This window comes from Actinosynnema pretiosum (genome assembly GCF_024171695.1).
In the GTDB taxonomy this organism is placed as follows: domain Bacteria; phylum Actinomycetota; class Actinomycetes; order Mycobacteriales; family Pseudonocardiaceae; genus Actinosynnema; species Actinosynnema pretiosum.
Genome location: NZ_JAMTCF010000023.1, coordinates 109,150 through 130,539, shown reverse-complemented (window position 1 = coordinate 130,539; position 21,390 = coordinate 109,150). Strand labels below are relative to the sequence as shown.

Here is a 21,390-nt window from a genome sequence, read left to right as displayed (position 1 = left end):
CCCGCGCGCGGCGGCCTCGGCGATCAGCGCCTCCAACAGCGTCTGGAACACCCCCGCCTTCGCCCAGACGTTGAACCGGGAGTAGACGGTGGACCAGGGCCCGTACCGTTCCGGGACGTCGCGCCAGCCCGACCCGGTGCGAAACCGCCACAGGATTCCGTTGAACTGATCCCGCACCCGCCGAGGCAACGGCCCGGTGGCCGCGACCGGCACATGCGGCTCGATCAACGCCCACTCGGCATCGGTCAGGTCAAAGCGCGCCACACCCGTGTTCTACCAGCCCCGACCAGCACACCACCCGGCTTGACCTAGATCCGAACACCAAACAGCCCCTAGTCCGGCTTCCTCGATGTCGACGAGGAGCTGGCCGGTGGTGGGTGCGGAGTCGGGCAGGTCGGTCACGACGGTGTCCCCGGTCGGGGTGACCACTGCGGATTTCACGACGCCTCTTGATTGTGTTTCGATCCGAATCGGAATGTAATGATAGGTGTGGGGAGGCGTCAAGGTGGGGTGTGGTGGTGGGCCTCTCGGTAGCGCGCGCCGAAAAAGCAACGATTGGCCGTGTTAGCGCTGGTCAGAAATGCCAGATGGTTCGTGGAGACGCAGTAGGTCGGTGAGGCCCCGGCTCCGTTTGCTGTGAGAGCGTCGTGAGGATGTGCCCGTCGTTGATCTTCTAGACGGGTGGTGCTGCGGTGTCGACGAGGTTCTTCTCCGATGCGGAGGTCAGGCGGCTGCGGTCGTGGCCAGAGGAGTTGGGCCGGGACGAGTTGGTCCGTCACTTCACCCTTGGCTTGGACGATCGCACCTGGTTGGAAGGTGCGGCCCAGGGGACGGGCAACCGGATCGGGATGGCGATCCAGTTGTGCGCGTTGCCGTGGTTGGGGTTCGTGCCCGATGACGTCGCTGCGGTGCTGGCGGCCGCGGCGAACAGGGTAAGGGTGCAGTTGGGGATCCCGATCGCCGATCTGGCCGGTTACGGCGCCCGTGCGCAGACCCGCACCGAGCACCTGTGGGTGGTCGCGGACCGGTTGAGGTGGCGCACCGCGGGCCGGGCGGAGTGGAAGGACTTGGAGAGGTTCCTGCTGGCGCGGGCGATCGAGCACGACGCGCCGAGCGTGCTGTTCCGGTTCGGGTGCGAGTACCTGCATTCGGCGAAGGTCGTGCGGCCGGGTGTGGTGTCGCTGATGGAGCACGTCGCCACTATCCGCCGGGCTGCGGTGGGTGAGGTGTGCGGGCGGGTGGAGCACCTGCTGTCCGGGCCGCGTCGTGCGGAGTTGAACGGGCTGCTGGTGGTCGAGGAGGGCATGTCGGTTTCCCGGCTGGCGTGGCTGCACCGGGGCGCGACCAGTGCCTCGCCGATGGCGATCCGGGGTGAGCTGGACAAGCTGCGGTACCTGCGAGGGTTGGATGCACACCGGTTGGATCTGTCGGGGTTGCCGGAGGCGCGGCGGCGCCGGTTGGCCGGGGTGGGGCGGCGTGCGAGCAACCAGGCATTGGCCCGCCGCGGGGAGGACACGAGATTCCCGGTGCTGCTGGCGATGGTGGCGGAGTGTTCGGTGGAGGTGCTCGACGAGCTGGTGCAGATGTTCGACCAGGCCGTCTCCGGGTCGGAGGGCCGGGCGCGGCGCAAGCTCGACGAGCTGTTGGCCGTGCGGGCCAAGGCATCGGAGCGGAAGCTGGACCTGCTGGAGGAGATCCTCGCGGTGTCCGTGGACGAGACGGTCGCCGACGTCACCCGCGCGACCGGTTGCAGCGCGACCACGGGCACCTGCCGCTGATCGATGCCAGTTTCACCTACCTGCGGGAGTGCGCCCCGCACGTCGTCGCCGCGCTGGAGTTCGTCGGCTCGGCCGAGGCGAAGCCGCTGGTCGAGGCGGTGGAGGTGTTGCGGGAGTTATACGCGAAGGGCGGGCGGAAGGTGCCGGACGGGCGCCCGCGCAGTTCGTACCGACCCGCTGACGCGGCTACCTCGACCACGCACGCAAGACCGGCAACGCCACCGCCTACCGGCACTACTGGGAGCTGTGCACCTTGCTTGGCCTGCGCGACGCGCTGCGTTCGGGAGACATGTGGGTGCCAGGTTCGCGCCGCTACGTCGACCCGCCCCCCCCTGCTGCTCCCGCCCAGGAAGTGGGAGGGGATGCGGACGGAGTACTGCGCGCTGGGCGACGTCCCGCCGAGCGCGGACGAGGCGCTGGAGCGGGTCGGCGGGCAGTTGCATGCCGCGCTGGGCGAACTGGAGCCACTGCTGACCGGTGGGACCGGGCCGGTGCGGATGACCGACAAGGGCGAGATCGTCGTCTCCAGGCTCTCGGCGACGGCGGTGCCCGACGCGGTCGAGCAGCTGCGCCTGCAACTGGTGGACCTGCTGCCCCGGCCGCAACTGACCGAACTGCTCATCGAGGTCGACCGCTGGTCGTCGTGGTCGGACCGGCTGACCCACGCCAGCGGCAAGACCCACCGCGACCCGCAGCTACGCCGCAACCTCTACGCCGCCATCCTCGCGCAGGCGTGCAACTTCGGCCTGACCACCATGTCCGAGGCGTCCAGGATCTCCTACGACACCCTGGCGTGGACCACCGAGTGGTACCTGCGGGAGGACACGCTGCGCGCGGCGAACGCCGCGGCGGTCGATCACCACCACACGCTGCCGTTGTCGAGCGTGTGGGGTGGCGGGACGATGTCGTCCTCGGACGGGCAGCGGTTCCCGATGCGGGGCAAGAGCCTGACCGCGCGGGCGATGTCGTGGTACTTCGTCGACGAGGGCGTGTCGACCTACACCCACGTCTCCGACCAGCACACCACCTACGGCACCACGGTCATCCCCGTCACCGACCGCGAGGCGGTCTACGTACTGGACGAGATCCTGGGCAACGCCACCAACCTGCCCATCACCGAGCACGCCACCGACACAGCCAGCCAGACCCTCACCGTGTTCCCCCTGTTCAACCTGACCGGGTTCCGGCTGTCCCCGCGCATCCGCGACCTCGGCGGCATCACCCTGCACCGCCTCGGCTCCTGCAAGGACCTGACCAGTGTTTTCCCCAACGCGGGGAAGCTGCTCACCGGCACCGTGGATGTCGGGCTGATCCGGTCGCAGTGGGACGAGATGCTGCGCCTGGCCGCCAGCCTGAAGTACGGCCACACCACCGCCTCGCTGATGGTCGGCAGGCTGCACGCCTCCTCTCGCTGCGGCCGCATCGACCACGACCGGCTCGCCCACGTCTCCCCGGCCCTGATGGAGGACGTCAACCCGTACGGCACGTACGAGTTCCCGGTCGAAGCAGAGTACGCCCGCCAGGGGTTCCGGCCGTTGCGCGAGGCTCGGCTGTTCCCACCCAAGTGACACCGGTCCGGAACACGGCTGTGCCTACTGGCCGAAACCGGTGGGTTACAGCCGAGAACCGTTTCCGAGAGTCAGGTGGTCGGCATGGCGCGGAGTGCCGAGGTGGGCCGGAAATACGTCGGGACTAGGGCCGGCAGCATCTTCCGCGTACCAGCCTTGGGTCCCTCAGTCGGTCGGAGCCGATAGTGACTCGTCCGACGAAGCGGTCGGCTGCAACCAGTCGCCGTCCGGTCGTGCCAGCAGTCGTGCGTTGTTGTAGGCCATTGCTGTGGTGAGAACAGTATCCCCTCGATAGAATTCTCCCAATCTTGAAACAACCAAGGCCAGATCAACCGTCGCTGGGTTGCGAAGCGACAATGGGAGAAGTAGTTGCACCTGCCCCTGGAGCGGGTACCAGAAAGGGACGGCTGTTTTGTAGTTGTGGCGAACCCTCTTCCTAGCAAGATCCACAGCACCATTCAAGGTCAACTCTAGTTGAAATGGCTCCTGTTGGAGGTCCGCTGGAAATCGGGTGATGTTGTCCTCGACGATGTGACGCGTGTTGACCTTGAGGTCGCGACGCCAGTCGAAGATGTAGTCGGCCGGATCATTGGTGTAGCTGACGAAGTCGGGCAGCGACGAGAAGGTGTCGAGAAGTATGCGACTACTCTCCACTTGCCACCCCTGGAAACGCCATTCCTGGCGCTCCGGGAGGTTGTTGCGCTGAAAGACTCCGTAGATCGTCTCCTGTCGTGACGTGGCCAGGCCAGTGTTGAAGGCGCTGTAGCCGTTGTCCCCGCTGATGCAGATGCGCCCTTGTCTCTTGGCTTGCTCGAATGTGCGCTCGACGTAGTTCCGGAGGATGCGTTTTTCGTCCGGATAATTTGTGTCCGCTCCGTCCCAGTCCTCCGGCGAAGCGAGGTCTGCGAGTCGGTCCAGGTAATCCTTTGCCCCGGATCCGATTCGCCGCTCCTCTCCGGAACGTGCGTATCCCATGTAGGCATAATCGAACAGGGCAGATGGAGCACGTTTCGGTGCCGTGTTCGACACCGTCGGAGTCGCGGGCCTGGTGCGAGCCATGTCGGCTGGAGAGGGGGTCGCTGTTTGCGGGTCGTTCATGTCGGACGTCTCCTTGGTTCTGTTTGGGTGTGGTCAGCCGCAGACGAGTTGGCGGATCTGGCGGAGCAAATCCTCGGCTTCGGAGCCGCCGATCGACCGGAGCGTCTCATCGCCCCGGTCGCTGGGGTTCAGGACCGCCTTAATGACGTCGGCGACCGGACTGCCCAGCAGGTAGAGCCGCACTACATCCTCCTGGTTCGGCGGAAGCTCCTGGGGCAGGTGCCCGAGACCGTGCGATTCGAGGGCCCGGCTGATCTCGGTGCGTACGTGCACGCCGAGCCGGCCTGCTCCCTGGATCTTCTTGAGCGTATCCATCGTGGTCTTGCGCAATCCGTCGTTATTCGCCACGGCGGTGCGCAGTGCCTCGTAGCTGTCCACCGGGCCTCCATGATTAGCAATGAATCTCCACTAAAGATGAAGAGTAGAAATCATCGACTGATACCGCAAGGGCCTTTCGGCCTGGACTCTTCTCTAAAACGATCCATTTTGAGAAGGCCGCCGAGAGTTTTCCGCGATGGCGCGCACGGGCCGGTTTTCTTCTCACAACCCGTTCTCGCCCAAACTGTATCGACACATGGTTGTGAGAAATGTTTGTGAGAGGATTCCGGGGTGAACAGCGAGTCGGAACCCGCCGTCCCGTCTGACGCCGACGAGGTCGAGCGCCACCCGTGCCCCCGCTGCGCGGTCCAGCCAGGCTCACCGTGCCGGTCCCGCTCCGGCGCGGTCGCCACCACCTACCACACCGGCCGGTTCACCAAAGTGCCCCGACTGGCCAAGCTGCTGCGCGTGCCCGTCCCCGCCAACCGTGCACCGGGGCAGCCGTGGCGGCCGGGTACCCCGCCCCCGTCGCCGATCCCCGACGACCGGCCCGCCGTCGACATCCGCGTCGGCTACGCCCGCTGCTCGCACCTCACCCAGGAGTTGCGCACCCAGCTCGACGCTTTGGCCGCGCACGGCATCCCGGCCGACAAGGTCTTCGCCGAGAGGGTCTCCACCCGCGTCCGCGTCCGTCCGAAGTTCGAGGAGGCCCTCGAAACCTGCCGGCAGATCAAGGCCCACGCCCCGTACTGCCGGGTCATCCTCACCGTCTATGAGATGAAGCGCCTGGGTCGCGACTCCGCCGAGCTCACCGCGTTGGCCGACCACCTCACCGCCCATGGCATCGCCCTGGAGATGCTCGCCGGGCCGTTGACCGGTATCTACGACCCCAGCGGCAGCGGGCGGATGCTGTTCGCGTTCTTCGCCGCGATGGCCGAGACCGAACGCGAGAACATCCGCGAAGCCACTCTGGAAGGACTCAACACCGCCGCCCGCAAGGGAAACCACGGCGGACGCCCACCGGTGATCACCGAGGACATGCTGCACACCGTGCTGCGCCGCCGCGCCTGCGGCGAGTCCATCGAGGACATCCGCCCCGACCTGATCATCACCACCGGTAAGAACAAGGGCCGCAACCCCAGCCTGGCCAGCATCTACCGCGCCCTGTCCGACCACGAACGCCGTCAACGCCACCCAGACGCCGTCGCCGCCGCCCACGCCGAGTTCACGGCAACGGCACCAGCCCACGAGAACAAGGCCCGAGCGTGAAAGACCTGATCAGCAGCAGCACCCGCGGCCAGTTCCGCCAGCTCATGACCGACATCAGCAGCTACAGGCGCGTCGCCAACGCATTCCAGGACGAGGGCTTCGCCCCCAATCCCGACTGCACCTGGGACGACTCCAGCGTGCGGCGGACCACCACCCAGCAGTACCTCGAATCCGTCGACTGGACCAACCCCTCCCACGTCGGCCGTGCCTGCCGGGCATTCGAGCGGCTGCTCGCCGAATGGGCCCCCGACAACGCCGAACTGCAACGCTTCCACAACTTCCTGCGCCGCGACGGCTACACCATCGACTCGGCGACCGGCCAGATCACCCCGCCCACCGGGACCAACCCGCTGCGACCGATCACCTCCCTGGCCGCCCTCACTGACCCCTCCGCCATCCAGGAACAACTCGACCACATCCAACGCGCGATCATCGACGACCCCGCCCTGGCCATCGGCAGCGCCAAAGAACTCGTCGAGAGCACCGCAAAGGTCGTAACCACCATCGCCACCGCCCTCGGCGAACTCCGCAACTGCGGCTTACGGCACCGGCCCAGCAAGTCCTCGCATCGGACTCCACCACCGACACGCACACCTCGCCGTCAACGCCGCGGTCACCTGGTGGCCAACTCCTACTCGACACCCTCACCGCCCCCGACGCCCATTGACACAAGGCCCCCTGACTGCCTACCGGTCCGACCGATCCAGCAGGTCAACGGCTAATCGTTGTTTTTTCGGCGTGTGCTATTGGAGGGCATGGTGGGGCGCGCGCAGGACGTTGGCCATCCTGATCCGCGCGTGGGCAGGTGGCCGTGCCGCAGCCGGGCGGGCGTGGGGTCGCGGTCGTGCCGGCGGCGGGTCGGCGACCGGCGCGGCCTTCCTCACGGGCTGCTGCGCGGGCGCGCCGGGTGGCGGCACGGTCCCGAGCGCCCGGTGGCCGATCGGGACGTCCCCGGCGGTGGTCGCCGGGGGCGCGGGGGTCAGGTCCGGCGGGTGTCGGACGCCGGTTCGGCGGTGGGGTCGGCCGGTTCCGCCTGCTCGTCCGCCAGCTCGTCCGCGCGCCCGGCCCGGCGCAGCTCGTCCCGCAGGTGCTCCAGCCACCCCGTCCCCGGTGACGCGGCCAGCTCCGCCGCCACGACCTCGCGCAGCGCGGCGGCGTCGGCGTGCCGGGCCAGGTGGGTCAGGGCGCGCCCGCGCAGCACCGGCCAGTCCCCCGCCGGTGCGGCCAGGCCGCGCAGCCGCAGGTAGGCGCCCGCGGTGGGGGTGGTGGTGAACGCCCGCCAGCGCAGGTCGACCGCGTCGTCCAGCCTGCCGACGCGCAGGCACTCGTCCACGGCGGCGTCCACCAGCCGGGTGGCCGCGCCGCGCCCGCCGGTGGCGCGCAGCCCGCGCCGGGTCCAGTCCAGGGCCTCGTCGGGTCGGCCCGCCTCGTGCAGGACGGTGGCGATGCGCAGGTAGTCCCAACCGCCCGCGAGGTTGCGGGAGAGCACGAGCACGTGCAGGTCGACGTCGCCGGTGTGCTCGGCCAGCTCCTCGACCGCGCGCAGCAGGGCCCAGCGCTCGCGGTCGTAGAAGCCCAGCGCGCCGAAGGCGATGACGGGCAGGGCGTCGAACCGGGTCAGCGCGACGCGCCGGTAGTGGGCGAGGCCGCGCTCCCCCAGCGCGGGCGCGTAGGGGGCGAGGCGGACCTCGGGGAGTTCGGGGAAGGCGGTCTGCACGCGCAGCAACCACTCGGCCAGCACGATCGGGTCAGGAAGTTCACCCGCGCAGGTGGCGGCGTGCAGGTCGAGCACGCGGTCGACCAGACCGTGCACTGCCGCCCGGTGGGCGGGTCCGGCGCCGTGGAGGAGGGCTTCGACGACGGAGGCGATGGCGGTGGAGTCCGCTAAACCGGTTCTGACCAGGTCGGACAGCTCGCCGACTGTGGAGGCCAGACCTTGCCAGCGCAGTTCCCACGGCCACGGCGACCGCAGCAGACTGATCACCCGGTCCGGTAGAGCATCCACGTGGAGTAGCCAATCACGTCACCCGTGGTGACCATTTTTGCCGTGGTTGATCTTCCAGACGGGTGACGCGCTCACCGCTCGTCCGGCACCAGTTCGGCGAGCAGGTCGCGGACGCGGCGGTCGATCTCGTCGCGGATCGGCCGGACCGCGTCGACGCCCCACCCGGCGGGGTCGGCCAGGGCCCAGTCGAGGTAGCGCTTGCCGGGGAAGACCGGGCAGGCGTCGCCGCAGCCCATGGTGATCACGACGTCGGCTGCCCGGACGGCCTCGGTGGTGAGCGGCTTGGGGAACTCCCGCGACAGGTCGAGCCCGAGCTCGGCCATCGCCTCGACCACGGCCGGGTTGACCACCTCGGCGGGCGCGGACCCGGCCGAGCGCACCAGGACCCGGCCCTGGGCGTGGTGGTGCAGCAGGGCGGCGGCCATCTGGGAGCGGCCCGCGTTGTGGACGCAGACGAACAGCACCTCGGGCAGGTCGGACACGGTGGCTCCTGGGGGTTCTCGGTGTTCTCGCGGGCGGGACGGCGGTGGGGTCAGCGGGCGGCGGGGTGGTGGCGGCGCAGGGCCAGGGAGAGGTGGACCAGGCCGACCAGGACGGGCACCTCGACGAGCGGGCCCACGACCCCGGCCAGGGCCTGGCCGCTGCTGGCGCCGAAGGTGGCGATGGCGACGGCGATGGCCAGCTCGAAGTTGTTGCCCGCGGCGGTGAAGGCGAGGGTCGTGGTGCGCGCGTAGCCGAGGCCGAGCGCGCGGCCCAGGGCGTAGGAGCCCGCCCACATGAGGGTGAAGTAGGCCAGCAGGGGCGCGGCGACGCGGACCACGTCGAGCGGACGGGAGGTGATCTGCTCGCCCTGCAGGGCGAACAGCACGACGACGGTGAACAGCAGCCCGTGGAGGGCGAGCGGGCCGACGCGCGGCAGGAACCGGGTCTCGTACCACTCGCGGCCCCTGACCCGCTCGCCGAGGCGGCGGGTGAGGTAGCCGGCCACCAGCGGGACGCCGAGGAAGACCAGCGCGCTCTTCGCGATCTGCCAGGCCGACACGTCCAGGTCGGCGGTGGGCAGGCCCAGCCAGCCGGGCAGCGCGGACAGGTAGAACCAGCCCAGCAGGCCGAACGCGAGCACCTGGAACACCGAGTTGAGGGCGACCAGGACGGCGGCGGCCTCGCGGTCGCCGCACGCCAGGTCGTTCCAGATGATCACCATGGCGATGCAGCGGGCGAGGCCGACGACGATCAGGCCGGTGCGGTGCTCGGGCAGGTCGGGCAGCAGCAGCCAGGCCAGCGCGAACATCAGCGCGGGGCCGACCAGCCAGTTCAGGGCCAGGGAGGACCAGAGCAGGCGGCGGTCGTCGGTGACGGCGCCGAGCCGGTCGTAGCGGACCCTGGCCAGCACCGGGTACATCATCACCAGCAGCCCGAGCGCGATCGGCAGCGAGATCCCGTCGACCGCGACCGCGTTCAGCGCCCCGTCCAGACCGGGGACCTGGCGCCCGAGCAGCAGACCGGCCGCCATCGCCGCGCCGATCCACAGCGGCAGCCAGCGGTCCAGGGGCGACAGGCGGGGCGGGGACGTGGTCACGACGTCCGCTCCGCCGGGCGGGTGAGCAGCGCGGCGAGGCGGTCGGTGGTCTCGGGGCGCAGCCGGTAGTAGACCCAGGTGCCGCGCCGCTCGCTGTCGACCAGGCCCGCCTCGCGCAGCAGCTTGAGGTGGTGGGAGACGGTCGGCTGGGACAGGTCGAAGGCGGGGGTCAGCTCGCACACGCAGACCTCGCCGCCCGCGCGGGCGGCGATCATCGACAGCAGGCGCAGCCGGACCGGGTCGCCCAGCGCCTTGAACACCGGGGCCAGCTCGGCGGCCGGCCCGGCGTCCAGCGGCTCGGCGAGCAGGCCGGGGCGGCGCTCGACGGACAGCGCGACCGACTCCTGTTTCGACATGCTTCTATATTGACAACCTTCTATGTCTACGCGCAAGGTGGGGCGGGAGAACGTCGGAGCAAGCTTCACGAGAGGGGCGCGCACCATGGACGACCAGGCCGCCGACCTGCGCGAGACCGTCCGCCTCCGCTACGCCGCGACCGCGCTCGCCGTCACCGCCGGGAGCGCGGACCGCTGCGGCCCGGCCCCGGTGGAGGTGGACGGGAACTTCGGTTCCGGCCTCTACTCCGGCGCCGACCGGGACGCCCTGCCCGCCGAGGCCGTCGCCGCCTCGCTCGGGTGCGGCAACCCCACCGCCGTGGCCGAACTGCGCGAGGGCGAGCGCGTGCTCGACCTGGGCTCGGGCGGCGGGATCGACGTGCTGCTGTCGGCCCGTCGCGTCGGCCCCACCGGCAAGGTCTACGGGCTGGACATGACCGAGGAGATGCTCGCCCTGGCCCGGTCCAACGCCCGCGAGGCGGGCGCGACCAACGTCGAGTTCCTCAAGGGGCACATCGAGGCCATCCCGCTGCCCGCGCGCACGGTCGACGTGGTGATCTCCAACTGCGTGGTCAACCTCTCCACCGACAAGCCCGCCGTGTTCGCCGAGATGGCCCGCGTCCTGGTCCCCGGCGGGCGCGTCGGCGTCACCGACGTCGTGGCCGCCGACCACCTCACCCCCGCCGAGCGCGCCGAGCGCGGCTCCCACGTCGGCTGCGTCGCCGGGGCCCTGTCCTTCACCGAGTACCGCGAGCACCTGGCCGCCGCCGGGTTCACCGACGTGGAGATCGTCCCGACCCACGCCGTCGTCGAGGACGTGCACTCCGCGATCATCCGCGCCACCGCGCCCGCGCGCGGTCGATGACGCGAGGAGGGGCGGCCCGCGTCGGACCGCCCCTCCCGTGAACCGAGCTTCTAGACCAAGCTTCTAGACCGAACTCCCTAGACCGAGCCCTCACCCTGCCCGACAGCCCGGCGCTCCTCACCGGCGCCCACCTGCCCGCCCTGCCCCGCAGGCGGCGTGATCTGCCGCGCCATCGGCTCCAGCGGGCCGGGAACCTCCTTGCGGGCCACCGCCTCCGCCGCGCGCACGGCCTCGGCCACCGCCGGGTCCGGCGCGGTGTCGAACCAGTCGGCCACCGACGGGTCGTCCTGCTCCTGCGCGGGCGCGGCGGGCGGCTCCGGGGCCGGGGGCTCGTAGCGGAACACGCCGTCGTCGCCCGGCTTGCCCAGCATCCGGGCGAAGCCCTCCAGGGCCTTGCCGTAGTCGCTGGGCACCAGCCACACCTTGTTCGCGTCGCCCTGCGCCATCTGCGGCAGCGTCTGGAGGTACTGGTACGCCAGCACCTCGGGCGTGGGCCGCCCGGCCTTGATCGCGGCGAACACCTTCTCGATCGCCTTCGCCTGGCCCTGCGCCTGGAGGTACCGGGCCGCGCGCTCGCCCTGCGCCTTGAGGATGCGCGACTGCCGCTCCGCCTCGGCCGACAGGATCGCCGCCTGCTTGGCGCCCTCCGCCGCGAGGATCTGCGACTGCTTCTGGCCCTCCGCCGTCTTGATCGCCGACTCGCGCTGGCCCTCGGCGGTCAGGATCATCGCGCGCTTCTCGCGGTCGGCGCGCATCTGCTTCTCCATCGAGTCCTGGATGGAGGGCGGCGGGTCGATCGCCTTGAGCTCCACGCGCGCCACCCGGATGCCCCAGCGGCCGGTGGCCTCGTCGAGCACGCCGCGCAGCTGGTTGTTGATCTGGTCGCGGGAGGTGAGGGTCTCCTCCAGGCTCATGCCGCCGACCAGGTTGCGCAGCGTGGTGGTGGTCAGCTGCTCGACGCCCACGATGTAGTTGGAGATCTCGTAGACCGCCGAGCGCGGATCGGTCACCTGGAAGTACACGACCGTGTCGATGGACACGGTCAGGTTGTCCTGGGTGATCACCGGCTGCGGCGGGAACGACACGACCTGCTCGCGCAGGTCGATGCGGGCGCGCACCCGGTCCAGGAACGGCACCAGGATGTTCAGCCCCGGCGCGGCGGTGGTGCGGTAGCGGCCCAGCCGTTCGACCACGGCGGACGTGGCCTGGGGGATCACCAGAACGGACTTCGCCACCGTGATCAGCACCAGCAGCACCAGGACTGCGATCAACACGATTGTGACGGTCAAAACCCACCTCCTCAGGTCCCCAGCACCACGGCGGTCGCGCCGGAGATCTCGACAACGGTCACTTCCGCGCCGGGTTCGAGCACGGCGTGGTCCATGGACCGCGCCGACCAGACCTCGCCCCCGATGCGGACCCTACCCCCGTGCCCGTCCACTGTGGACACGACGACGGCGGTGCCGCCCAGCAGCGCCTCCACGCCCGAGCGGTGCCCGAGCCCCTTGTCCAGGCGGCGCTTGAGCACCGGGCGCACCCCGGCGACCAGGCCGAGGGACAGCGCGCAGAACACCAGGGCGCTGACCACCAGATCGGCGCCCAGCCCCGCCGCGCCCGCCGCCCCGAGCGCGGCGGCTCCCAGCATGACGAGCACGAAGTCACCCGACAGAACCTCGGCCGCGATCAGCAGCACACCGAGGATCATCCAGATCAGCGCGGGCACGAAACCCATCCTTCCACCGATGCGGGACGAGCGGGGGGATCTTGGTTGAATCGGACTAATCCGGCAGCGGTTCCGTGACGAAATCGATGAGCCGCTCCACCGCGCCCAGGATCGCGGGCTCCAGGTCGCGGAACCCGCCGACCCCGGCGAGCACCCGCTGCCAGCCCTCCCACGGCTCGCCCCAGCCCAGCTCCGCGCACACCCCCTCCTTCCACGGCACGCCCCTGGGCACCACCGGCCACGCCGCGATCCCCACCGCCTCGGGCTTCACCGCCTGCCACACGTCCACGTACGGGTGACCGGTGACCAGCACGTCCGGGTCGCTGATCCCGGAGACCAGGCGGGACTCCTTGCTGCCGGGCACCAGGTGGTCCACCAGCACCCCCAGCCGCCTGCCGGGACCGGTGCCGAACTCGGCGATCCGCTCGGCCAGCACGTCCACCCCGTCCAGCGGCTCGACCACCACGCCCTCCACCCGCAGGTCGTGGCCCCACACGCGCTCGACCAGCTCGGCGTCGTGCAGGCCCTCGACCCAGATGCGGCTGTCGCGGGCGGTGCGGGCCTTGAGGCCCTCCACCCGGATCGACCCGGACGCGGAGAACGCGCGCGCGGTGGCGGCGGGGGTGGCGGTCGGCGCGGGTCGGGTGAGGGTGACGGGGGCGCCGTCGATCAGGAACGCGGCGGGCAGCAGCGGGAACTGCCGGGTGCCGCCCCTGCGGTCCTCCAGCACGACCCTGCCCTGCTCGAACCGCACGACCGCGCCGCAGAACCCGGAGGAGGCGTCCTCGACCACCAGGCCGAGCTCGGCCGGGACCTCGGGCACCTTGCGGCGCTTGGGGGCGGACAGGACGTCGCGGCCGTAGTCGTGGGATCGCACGTCCGGGGACGTTACCCCCGGACGGGCTACGGGGCGTGACAGCGCGCGGGCGGGTCGCGGCACGGGGTGACGGGCACCGGAGCGAGGTGAGTGAGCGGGAGGAGGCGCCGAACCGAACCGGGCGGAGCGAGGGGGCGGCGGCACTGGCGGCCGGGCCGTGCGGCCTGATGGGTGGCGCGGGGTGACGGCACCGGGCGGTGAGGGAGGCGCCGTCACCAGGGCAGGGCGGTGCGGGGGCAGCGGTGCGGGTGGTCCGGCGCGGTGCGGCGGGTTCGGGTGTGCCGCAGCGGTGGCCCCCGCGCGGGCGTGGGCGCGGCTAGGTTGCCGGGCATGACCGAGCTGGGCCCTGTCCCCTGGCCGCCCGACCCGATCCGCACCGGACGGCTCGTGCTCCGCGCCTCCGAGGCGCGCGACCGCGCGGCTGTGGTCGAGCTGTTCTCCTCGCCGCAGGTGGGCGCGGGTATCGGCGGCCCGCAGCCGCCCGAGCGGTTCGACCGCGCGGTGCTGGAGCGCGAGATGCCCGAGGTGCCAGGCGATCGCCCCGGTTTCCTCGTGGTCGAGCTCGACGGGGCCGCGATCGGCGCGGTCACGTTCGACCGGCGTCCCGCCGAGCCCGGCTCCACCCGGCCGGACGGGGAGGTCGGCATCGGCTACCTGTTCCTGCCTGGGGTGTGGGGGCGCGGGTACGCCACCGAGGCGTGCGCGGCGGCGCTGGACTGGCTCGCCCGCGCGCTCCCCGGCGAACCGGTGCTGCTGTGCACCGCGCTGGACAACGGGCGCTCGGTGCGCCTGGCCGCGCGGCTCGGGTTCGCCGAGGTTGAGCGGTTCCGGGCGTACGGGGCCGAGCAATGGCTCGGCGTGCGCGTCCCGCCCCCGCCCTCCCGCTGACGCCCGGCCCGCGAGACCCGCCCGTCCGGCCCCCGGACCGCGTTGTCGCAGGGGTTGTCACCCGTTCGCCGAGCGCCTGGGCTCGCGCTTTCGGGTGAGGTTCTTGGGTGTGGGCGTGCGGGCGCTGTACCCAGGGGTTATGCGCGCGACGTGGCGGGGGTCGGTGACGGTCGGGCTGGTGTCGTTCCCGGTGCGGTTGACGCCGGTGCGGCAGGAGCGCGGGGTGCGGCTGCACCAGGTGCACCGGGTCGACGGGGGCCGGGTGCGGCACCGGCGGGTGTGCGAGCTGTGCGGCGAGGAGCTGGAGGCCGCCGATCTCGCGCGCGGCCACGATTCCGGGGCCGGGGTGGTGCTGGTGGAGGACGAGGAGCTGGCCGGGCTGCGGGCGCTGCCCTCGCGGGCGGTGGAGGTGGTGCAGTTCTGCCCCGGCGGGCAGGTCGACCCGGTGCTGCTGGGGCGCGCCTACTACCTGGAGCCGGAGGAGCCGGGCACCGGGTCGTACTCGGTGCTGCGGGAGGTGCTGGAGCGCGGCGGGCTGGTCGGGATCGCCCGCGTTCCGCTGCGCGCGCGCGAGGTGGTGGCGGTGGTCCGGCCGCGCGGCGGGGTGCTGGTGCTCCAGGTGCTGGCGTGGGCCGAGGAGGTGCGGGAACCGGACTTCGTGGTGCCGGTGGCCGTCTCCGGCGAGCGCGAGCTGGGGCTGGCGGCCTCGCTGGTCGGGGCGATGACCGAGGACTTCGACCCGGCCGCGTTCTCCGACGCCTACGCGGCGGGCCTCTCGCGGGTGGTGGCCGACAAGGTCGCCGAGCGGCAGCGGGAGCGCGAGCGGGCGGAACCGGCGGGGCCAGGGGAACCGGCCGAGGTGCCGGAGGTGGACATCCCCGCCTCGCGCGCGCCGGGCGAGACCGGCGGCGAGCTGCTGGCCGCGCTGCGGCGGAGCCTGGAGCGGTTGCGCGGCGGACGGCGCTGACGGCGCTGACCCGCGCCCGTCCCACCGGCTGGTTAGGCTCGCCGCATGGTGAAGATCGCTACCGCCGACGCCGTGGACCGCGCCGCGCTGGTCGAGTTCCTGCGTCCCCGCCACCGCGCGGTGCTCATGACCTCCCGCGCCTCCGGCGGCGTCCAGTCCTCCCCCGTCACCTGCGGGGTGGACGAGCAGGGCCGGATCGTGGTGTCGACCTACCCGGAGCGGGCGAAGGTGCGCAACATCCGGCGCGAGCCCAGGGTGAGCCTGTGCGTGCTCTCCGACGACTGGGACGGCCCCTACGTGCACGTGGACGGCGTGGCCGAGGTGCTGGACCTGCCCGAGGCCCTGGAGCCGCTGGTGGAGTACTTCCGCTGCATCGCGGGCGAGCACTCGGACTGGGACGAGTACCGGGCGGCGATGCTCAAGCAGGGCAAGGTGCTGGTGCGGGTGGCGATCGACGGCTGGGGGCCGATCGCCACCGGTGGTTTCCCGCCTGGGCGGTAGCGCGCGGGTCAGGACGCGCGCCGGACCGGGCTCGGGGAGGAGCGGCCCGGAGGGCTAGTCGGCCCGGTGGTGCTCGCCGCCCCACCCGGCCGGGGCCTCCAGGAGCGCGCAGATCCGCTCGTCCGGCCCGGCGATGGCCGCCACGTGCCCGGTGGGCACCCGGCGCGGCTCGGCCACGGTGCTCGCCCCGAGGGCGTTCGCGGTGGCGAGCGCGGCGGCCAGGTCCGGGACGGCGAAGTAGGTCAGCCACCCCGAGGGCAGCGCCTGGTCGGTGCGCAGCCTGCCGGTGACGGCCCTGGGCTGCGCGGTGATGCTGTCGTACAGGGAGAAGTCCTCGTCGGGGGTGCGGCTGGTCCAGCCCAGTTCGGCGGTCCAGTGCGCGTCGTCCTCGACCGGGTTGACCAGCTCGACCCAGCAGGGCTCGCCCGGTCTGGGCGGCGGGGCCCAGGGCCCGTGCAGCGGGCGGCCCGCGTCGGTGTCGGTGTGCGCGTCGATCACGCGCGGCTGCTTGGCCGCGAAGGTGACGCGCCAGGTGGGGTCCTCCCCTGGGCTGATGCGGGTGGCCAGGCGGTCGCCCGCCCATCCGCTGTAGGCGTCTCCGGGTTCGGCGATGACGACCCAGCCGAACAGCTCGGCGTAGAAGTTCATCGCGGACTCGGGTCGGGACGCGCTCAGCTCAAGGCGGCGCAGTCCTCGTGTGGTGGGGGTGGGCATCGACTTCCGATCGGCTTTTTGATCTAGGAACGCCTATCTATCGCAGGGTTTCGCTCCGGGGACAATGCGCCGTCCGGTGCCTGCGGTTGGGCTGAAAGGACTTGCCCGAGCGGAACCGGGCCGCCCAGGTGGAAGCCCTGGCCGACGCGGACGCCGAGGCTGGTGAGGGTGCGGACCTGCTCGGGGCGCTCCACCCACTCGGCCACGGCGGACAGCCCGAGGCCCTGGGCGATGCGCATGATCCCGGACACCAGGACCGCGTCCGGGCCGCGCTCGTCGATGCCGCGCACGAACTCGCCGTCGATCTTGATGCCGGTGATGGGCAGGTGCTTGAGGTGCACGAACGAGCCGAACCCGGAGCCGAAGTCGTCCAGCACGATCCGGCAGCCGTGGCCGCGCAGCTGGTGCGCCAGGGTGCGGGCGGCGTCCAGGTTCGTCACGGCCGCGGTCTCGGTGATCTCGATGCCGAGCCGTCCCGGCGCCACCCCCGCGCCCGCGAGCCGGTCCAGGACGAAGCCGCCGAACTCCGGGTCCTCCAGGGTGCGGCCGGAGACGTTGACGTTGAACCGCAGCTCCGGGTCGGGGTGGCGCACCAGGGTGTCGATGGCGGTGGCCAGCACCCACCGGTCGATCTCGTGCACCAGGTTGGTGCGCTCGGCCTCGGGCAGGAAGTCCGCCGGGCCGAGGCGCGGCTCCTGCCCGTCCTCCAGGCGCAGCAGCAGCTCGTGCCCGAGGACCCGGCCGGTGGCCAGGCGCACCATCGGCATCGCGTGCAGCGCCAGGCCCCCGCCGTCCAGGGCGCCGCGCAGCCGGTCCAGCACGGACACCCGCTTGGCGGTGTCGGCGTAGTGGCCCGGCTCGTACACGGTGACCCGGTTGCGGCCCGCCGCCTTGCTCGCGTACAGCGCCAGGTCGGCGTTGGCGAGCACCAGCTCCCACGTGTCGCCGCCCGTGCCGTACCCGGCGACGCCGGTGCTGATGGTGGTGCGGGTGGCCGGGGTGGCCAGCGGAAGGCGGGCGATGGTGTCGCGCAGGTGCTCGGCCACGCGGGCGGCGTCGGCGGGGCTGGTGTCGGGCAGCACCACCGCGAACTCGTCGCCGCCCAGCCTGCCGATCAGGTGCTCCGGTTCCAGGCGGGTGCGCAGCGCGGCGGCCAGCGCCCGCATCAGCCGGTCGCCGACGGCGTGCCCGCGCAGGTCGTTGACGTCCTTGAAGTTGTCCAGGTCCAGCAGCAGCAGCGACCCGGAGCCGCCGGTGGCCAGGCGGCGCTCCAGCTCGCGGGTCACCGCCCGCCGGTTCGCCAGGCCCGTCAGCGGGTCCTGCTCCGCGAGGGCGAGCAGCTCGTCGTGCACGCGCCGGGACTGGGTGATGTCGTGCGCGGTGCCCAGCACCCGCTGCGGGGTCCCGTCCCGGTCGGTGACGACCTCGCCGAAGCACTCGAACCAGCGCTCGGTGACGCCGTCGCCCAGCGTCATGCGGTGCGTGTAGGAGAACCCGGCGCCGGTGCGCAGCGCCTCGGTGAGGGTGGACTGGATCGTGGGCAGGTCGTCGGGGTGGACGTGCCCGGTGTACGCGGCGTAGTCCAGCGCCGTCCCGGCCGGGTAGCCGAACATGCCCAGCAGGGTGTCGGACCACTCGACGCGGTCCTCGGCGATGTGCCACTCCCAGGTGCCCATGCGGCCGAGCACCTGGGCGCGGCGCAGCGCGTCGGCCTCGTGCGTGGCCTCCAGCTCCCGGTCGCGCCAGGCGGTCACGTCCGCCACCCGGTAGAGCAGGTCGCCGTCGGGGGCGTCGAGCCGCTGGCAGGTCACCTCCAGCCACCGGTGCCCCTCCCCCGCCGGGGTCAGCAGCGCCAGGCCCGGCCTCGGCCGGTCGGGCGCGCCGGGCAGCAGCGCCGACAGGGAGCGGCCGGGCAGCTTCTCGGGGTCGATGCCGAGGATGCCTGCCAGCGCGGGGTTGGCCCACCTCAGGGTGGTGGCGGGGTCCGTCACGCCGTAGCCGATGTCGGTCCGCTGGAGCACCTCTCGGTGCCACGCGCCGCCCACGCGTCCTCCCGGTGTCGCCGCTGTGCTCGTGGCCGCTGGTGTCCACGCGCGCCTCGTGGGCGCGCGGGTGGGGTCCCAGCCAACACCACTCAGCGCAACCGCTCCAGTCCCCGCGCGGTGTCGGCGAGTCCGGCGGCCAGTTCGCCCAGCTCGGCGGGGTCCGCGCCCTCGGCCGCGGCGGAGGCGACGTCCTCGGCGGCGCAGCGCAGCTGGAACAGCCGGTCCTGCAGGTCGGCCAGCTCGGCGGCGGAGAGCACGACGGCGTCCTCGGGCAGGCCGCCGCGCTGCACGGCGGCCCTGCGCTCGTAGGCGCGCTGGCGGCACGGCTGGGCGCAGTAGCGGCGCGGTCTGCCCACCCGGCCCTGGTCGGGCAGGGGGCGACCGCACCAGGCGCAGTGGCGGGCGTCCTCGCGGCGCGCTCGGCGGGGCGCGGCCGGGTCGGCGGCTGCGGGGTCGACTTCGGTGCCCGGCCCGCCGGGGGCGTCGTCGACGTCCGCGCGGGCCGCGCCGGGGTAGTGGGAGGGGCCTGCCAGCTCCATGGGCGGCGACGGTAGCCGGACACCGGCTGGTTGTTCCAGCGCCACGCCGCCGGTGCACACTCGGCGCGTGAAGCTGAGCCATCGGTACCTGTCCGGCCCGAACCCGCGCGCCTTCGCGCACCGGGGGTGGCACCTGGGCGAGCTGGAGGGCATGGAGAACTCGCTGTCGGCGATGCGCCGCGCGGTGGCGGAGGGGTTCTCCTACCTGGAGACCGACGTGCACACCACCTCGGACGGGGTGGTCGTGGTGCACCACGACTCCACGCTCGACCGCACCACCGACGGCACGGGCGTGGTCTCCGACCTGCCGTGGGCGCGGGTGCGCGAGGCCCGCGTGGGCGGGCGGGAGCCGGTGGTGCGCCTGGAGGAGCTGATGGAGGAGCTGCCGGGGGCGTTCCTCAACATCGACGTCAAGTCCGACGCCGCCGTCGCCCCGGTGGTGGAGCTGCTGCGCCGCACCGGCGCGCTGGGCCGGGTGTGCCTGGCCTCGTTCTCCGACGCGCGCCTGGCCCGGCTGCGCAAGCTGCTCGGCCCCGAGCTGCTCACGTCGATGGGGCCGCGCTCGGTGGCCGCGCTGTGGGCGGGCTGCCGGGTGCCGGGCGTGGGCTCGGCGGCGCGCGGGGTGATCGCGCAGGTGCCGGTCAACCAGGGCAGGCTCACCGTGGTGGACGCCAGGTTCGTGCGGGCGGCGCACCGGCGCGGGGGCGAGGTGCACGTGTGGACCATCGACGAGGCCGACGAGATGCGGCGGCTGCTCGACCTCGGGGTGGACGGTCTGGTCAGCGACCGGCCGGACGTGCTGCGGGAGGTGCTGCGCGAGCGCGGGGCGTGGACGGCCACCTGATGTTCACAACAGGTTGGCCGAGGAGGGCCTGCCGAGGGCCTCTGGACGGATACAGTCCGCCCCCATGAGCGTGGCCGACAGCAGTGCGCCCCCCGCCGATCGCCGTAGAGAGCAGCGGGCCTGGATCTGGTACGACTGGGCGAACTCGGTGTTCCCCACATCGGTGATCACGGTGTTCTTCTCGCTGTACCTGGGCTCGATCGCGCAGGTCGCGGCGCAGGGCGACACCGCCCGCAACGGGGCGACCCCGTGCCTGGACGGCGGCCAGGAGAACTCGCTGGTCAACTGCGACATCTCGCTGTTCGGCCTGGAGTTCCCGGCCGGGTCGCTGTGGGGCTACCTGCTGTCGGTGGCCACCGTCATCCAGGTGCTGGTGCTGCCGGTCATGGGCGCCATCGCCGACCGCACCCAGAACAAGCGGGCGATGATGGGCGCGCTGGCGTTCACCGGCTCGGCCGCGACCATGGCGCTGGCCACCGTGACCGGCACGAACTGGCAGCTGGGCGTGGGGCTCTTCATCATCGCCAACATCTGCTACGGCGCCTCGGTGGTGGTGTACTACGCGTTCCTGCCGGAGATCGCCACCCCCGAGGAGCGCGACGCGGTGTCCTCGCGCGGCTGGGCGTTCGGCTACCTCGGCGGCGGCCTGGCGCTGGCGCTGCACCTGGCGCTGTACCTGGGCCACGACGCGATCGGGCTGACCCAGTCGGAGTCGGTGCGGCTGGCGTTCGTGCTCTCGGGCATCTGGTGGGCGGCGTTCACGCTGGTGCCGCTGCGGGGGCTGCGCGCCCACCAGGCGCCGCACGGCGGCGAGCGCGGGTTCGGCGTGGTGACGGCCGGGTTCAAGGAGCTGGGGCAGACCCTGAGGTTCGCCAAGGGCTTCCCGCTGACCCTGGCGTTCCTGGGCACGTACCTGATCTACACCGACGGCATCGCCACGGTGGCGAACGTGTCGGCCCAGTACGGCAGCGCCGAGCTGAAGCTGGAGCAGTCGGTGCTGATCACCACGATCCTGATCGTGCAGTTCGTGGCGTTCTTCGGCGGGCTGCTGCACGGGTGGGGCGCGAAGCGCTGGGGCACCAAGCGCACGATCATGATCAGCCTGGGCGTGTGGATCGTGGTGGTGGGCGCGGCGTACTTCGTGCAGGCCGGGCAGCAGGGGCAGTTCTTCGCGCTGGCGGCCGGGATCGGGATCGTGCTGGGCGGCACGAACGCGCTGTCGCGGTCGCTGTTCAGCCAGATGATCCCGCCGGGGCGCGAGGCCCAGTACTTCTCCCTGTACGAGGTGGGCGAGCGCTCGACCTCGTGGCTGGGGCCGCTGGTGTTCGCCGGGGTCGGGCAGGCCACCGGGTCGTTCCGGCTGGCGATCGTGTCGCTGGTGGTGTTCTTCGCGGTCGGGCTGGTGCTGATGGTGTTCGTGCCGGTGCGCAGGGCGATCAAGGCGTCGGGGAACCCGGTGCCGGAGACGGTCTGATCC

At 72.0% G+C, this 21,390-nt stretch carries 23 protein-coding genes; 10 read left to right on the top strand and 13 right to left on the bottom strand.

Features of this window, described 5'->3' with window-relative positions:
- The coding region (locus LV78_RS35100) for a transposase (RefSeq protein WP_253850417.1) at window positions 1-264 on the bottom strand (264 nt) is incomplete at its 3' end.
- A 428-nt stretch (window positions 265-692) separates the two neighbouring features.
- Here LV78_RS35100 and LV78_RS35095 point away from each other — a divergent pair.
- Together LV78_RS35095 and LV78_RS35090 are read left to right on the top strand one after the other, a co-directional pair.
- Window positions 693-1,778: a DUF4158 domain-containing protein gene (locus LV78_RS35095; protein WP_253850416.1), complete on the top strand. Its 1,086-nt coding sequence runs from the start codon at window positions 693-695 to the stop codon at window positions 1,776-1,778.
- Between the two features lie 362 nt (window positions 1,779-2,140).
- On the top strand, window positions 2,141-3,346 hold the full coding sequence (locus LV78_RS35090; protein ID WP_253850413.1) for a Tn3 family transposase: 1,206 nt from the start codon (window positions 2,141-2,143) through the stop codon (window positions 3,344-3,346).
- A gap of 165 nt (window positions 3,347-3,511) precedes the next feature.
- Here the strand turns inward: LV78_RS35090 and LV78_RS35085 are convergent, their stop codons facing one another.
- Together LV78_RS35085 and LV78_RS35080 are read right to left on the bottom strand one after the other, a co-directional pair.
- Window positions 3,512-4,444 (bottom strand): DUF3825 domain-containing protein, encoded by a 933-nt coding sequence (locus tag LV78_RS35085; RefSeq protein WP_253850411.1) that lies wholly within the window; start codon window positions 4,442-4,444, stop codon window positions 3,512-3,514.
- A gap of 33 nt (window positions 4,445-4,477) precedes the next feature.
- Window positions 4,478-4,822 carry a hypothetical protein gene (locus LV78_RS35080; protein ID WP_015103096.1) on the bottom strand — a complete coding sequence of 115 codons (345 nt, stop codon included), beginning with the start codon at window positions 4,820-4,822 and terminating at the stop codon, window positions 4,478-4,480.
- A 231-nt stretch (window positions 4,823-5,053) separates the two neighbouring features.
- On the opposite strand from LV78_RS35080, the gene LV78_RS35075 reads away from it, so the two are divergent.
- Together LV78_RS35075 and LV78_RS35070 are read left to right on the top strand one after the other, a co-directional pair.
- Window positions 5,054-6,031, top strand: a complete 978-nt coding sequence (locus LV78_RS35075; protein WP_253850408.1) for a recombinase family protein — start codon at window positions 5,054-5,056, stop codon at window positions 6,029-6,031.
- Window positions 6,028-6,753: a hypothetical protein gene (locus tag LV78_RS35070; RefSeq protein ID WP_253850406.1), complete on the top strand. Its 726-nt coding sequence runs from the start codon at window positions 6,028-6,030 to the stop codon at window positions 6,751-6,753. Before LV78_RS35075 ends, LV78_RS35070 begins: the two co-directional genes overlap by 4 nt.
- A gap of 257 nt (window positions 6,754-7,010) precedes the next feature.
- Here the strand turns inward: LV78_RS35070 and LV78_RS35065 are convergent, their stop codons facing one another.
- The 4 genes from LV78_RS35065 to LV78_RS35050 form a co-directional block, all read right to left on the bottom strand.
- A complete protein-coding gene (locus LV78_RS35065; protein ID WP_253850404.1) occupies window positions 7,011-8,036 on the bottom strand; it encodes a DUF6880 family protein in 1,026 nt (341 codons plus the stop codon).
- 71 nt (window positions 8,037-8,107) lie between these two features.
- Window positions 8,108-8,518 (bottom strand): arsenate reductase ArsC, encoded by a 411-nt coding sequence (locus LV78_RS35060; RefSeq protein WP_253850402.1) that lies wholly within the window; start codon window positions 8,516-8,518, stop codon window positions 8,108-8,110.
- A 50-nt stretch (window positions 8,519-8,568) separates the two neighbouring features.
- On the bottom strand, window positions 8,569-9,615 hold the full coding sequence (gene arsB, locus LV78_RS35055) for an ACR3 family arsenite efflux transporter (protein WP_308208792.1): 1,047 nt from the start codon (window positions 9,613-9,615) through the stop codon (window positions 8,569-8,571).
- Window positions 9,612-9,971: an ArsR/SmtB family transcription factor gene (locus tag LV78_RS35050; RefSeq protein ID WP_253850400.1), complete on the bottom strand. Its 360-nt coding sequence runs from the start codon at window positions 9,969-9,971 to the stop codon at window positions 9,612-9,614. The genes arsB and LV78_RS35050 overlap by 4 nt, the downstream gene beginning before the upstream one ends.
- A gap of 85 nt (window positions 9,972-10,056) precedes the next feature.
- Here LV78_RS35050 and arsM point away from each other — a divergent pair, with 85 nt between their 5' ends.
- A complete protein-coding gene (gene arsM, locus LV78_RS35045) occupies window positions 10,057-10,815 on the top strand; it encodes an arsenite methyltransferase (RefSeq protein WP_253850395.1) in 759 nt (252 codons plus the stop codon).
- A gap of 77 nt (window positions 10,816-10,892) precedes the next feature.
- Here arsM and LV78_RS35040 read toward each other — a convergent pair whose 3' ends face one another.
- The 3 genes from LV78_RS35040 to LV78_RS35030 are packed head-to-tail and all read right to left on the bottom strand — an operon-like array spanning window position 10,893 to window position 13,415.
- The gene (locus tag LV78_RS35040; protein ID WP_372495017.1) at window positions 10,893-12,086 is read right to left on the bottom strand and encodes an SPFH domain-containing protein; all 1,194 of its coding nucleotides are present in this window, start codon (window positions 12,084-12,086) and stop codon (window positions 10,893-10,895) included.
- 29 nt (window positions 12,087-12,115) lie between these two features.
- Window positions 12,116-12,547 carry an NfeD family protein gene (locus tag LV78_RS35035; RefSeq protein WP_253850391.1) on the bottom strand — a complete coding sequence of 144 codons (432 nt, stop codon included), beginning with the start codon at window positions 12,545-12,547 and terminating at the stop codon, window positions 12,116-12,118.
- A gap of 46 nt (window positions 12,548-12,593) precedes the next feature.
- On the bottom strand, window positions 12,594-13,415 hold the full coding sequence (locus tag LV78_RS35030) for a DUF3097 domain-containing protein (RefSeq protein ID WP_253850389.1): 822 nt from the start codon (window positions 13,413-13,415) through the stop codon (window positions 12,594-12,596).
- 330 nt (window positions 13,416-13,745) lie between these two features.
- Here LV78_RS35030 and LV78_RS35025 point away from each other — a divergent pair, with 330 nt between their 5' ends.
- From LV78_RS35025 to LV78_RS35015, 3 genes are all read left to right on the top strand, one after another.
- Entirely contained in the window at window positions 13,746-14,303 is a 558-nt protein-coding gene (locus LV78_RS35025; RefSeq protein ID WP_253850387.1) for a GNAT family N-acetyltransferase, read from the top strand.
- Window positions 14,304-14,442: 139 nt separating this feature from the next.
- Window positions 14,443-15,270, top strand: coding sequence for a non-homologous end joining protein Ku (gene ku / locus LV78_RS35020; protein ID WP_253850385.1), 828 nt, complete (start codon window positions 14,443-14,445; stop codon window positions 15,268-15,270).
- 45 nt (window positions 15,271-15,315) lie between these two features.
- Window positions 15,316-15,771, top strand: a complete 456-nt coding sequence (locus tag LV78_RS35015) for a PPOX class F420-dependent oxidoreductase (protein WP_253850383.1) — start codon at window positions 15,316-15,318, stop codon at window positions 15,769-15,771.
- Between the two features lie 54 nt (window positions 15,772-15,825).
- Here the strand turns inward: LV78_RS35015 and LV78_RS35010 are convergent, their stop codons facing one another.
- The 3 genes from LV78_RS35010 to LV78_RS35000 form a co-directional block, all read right to left on the bottom strand.
- Window positions 15,826-16,485, bottom strand: coding sequence for a VOC family protein (locus tag LV78_RS35010; RefSeq protein ID WP_253850381.1), 660 nt, complete (start codon window positions 16,483-16,485; stop codon window positions 15,826-15,828).
- A gap of 23 nt (window positions 16,486-16,508) precedes the next feature.
- The gene (locus tag LV78_RS35005) at window positions 16,509-18,530 is read right to left on the bottom strand and encodes a putative bifunctional diguanylate cyclase/phosphodiesterase (RefSeq protein ID WP_253850377.1); all 2,022 of its coding nucleotides are present in this window, start codon (window positions 18,528-18,530) and stop codon (window positions 16,509-16,511) included.
- 89 nt (window positions 18,531-18,619) lie between these two features.
- Window positions 18,620-19,069: a hypothetical protein gene (locus tag LV78_RS35000; RefSeq protein WP_253850375.1), complete on the bottom strand. Its 450-nt coding sequence runs from the start codon at window positions 19,067-19,069 to the stop codon at window positions 18,620-18,622.
- A gap of 67 nt (window positions 19,070-19,136) precedes the next feature.
- On the opposite strand from LV78_RS35000, the gene LV78_RS34995 reads away from it, so the two are divergent.
- Window positions 19,137-19,913: a glycerophosphodiester phosphodiesterase family protein gene (locus LV78_RS34995; RefSeq protein ID WP_253850374.1), complete on the top strand. Its 777-nt coding sequence runs from the start codon at window positions 19,137-19,139 to the stop codon at window positions 19,911-19,913.
- Between the two features lie 64 nt (window positions 19,914-19,977).
- Window positions 19,978-21,387 carry an MFS transporter gene (locus tag LV78_RS34990; protein ID WP_253850372.1) on the top strand — a complete coding sequence of 470 codons (1,410 nt, stop codon included), beginning with the start codon at window positions 19,978-19,980 and terminating at the stop codon, window positions 21,385-21,387.
- Window positions 21,388-21,390 lie beyond the last annotated feature (3 nt).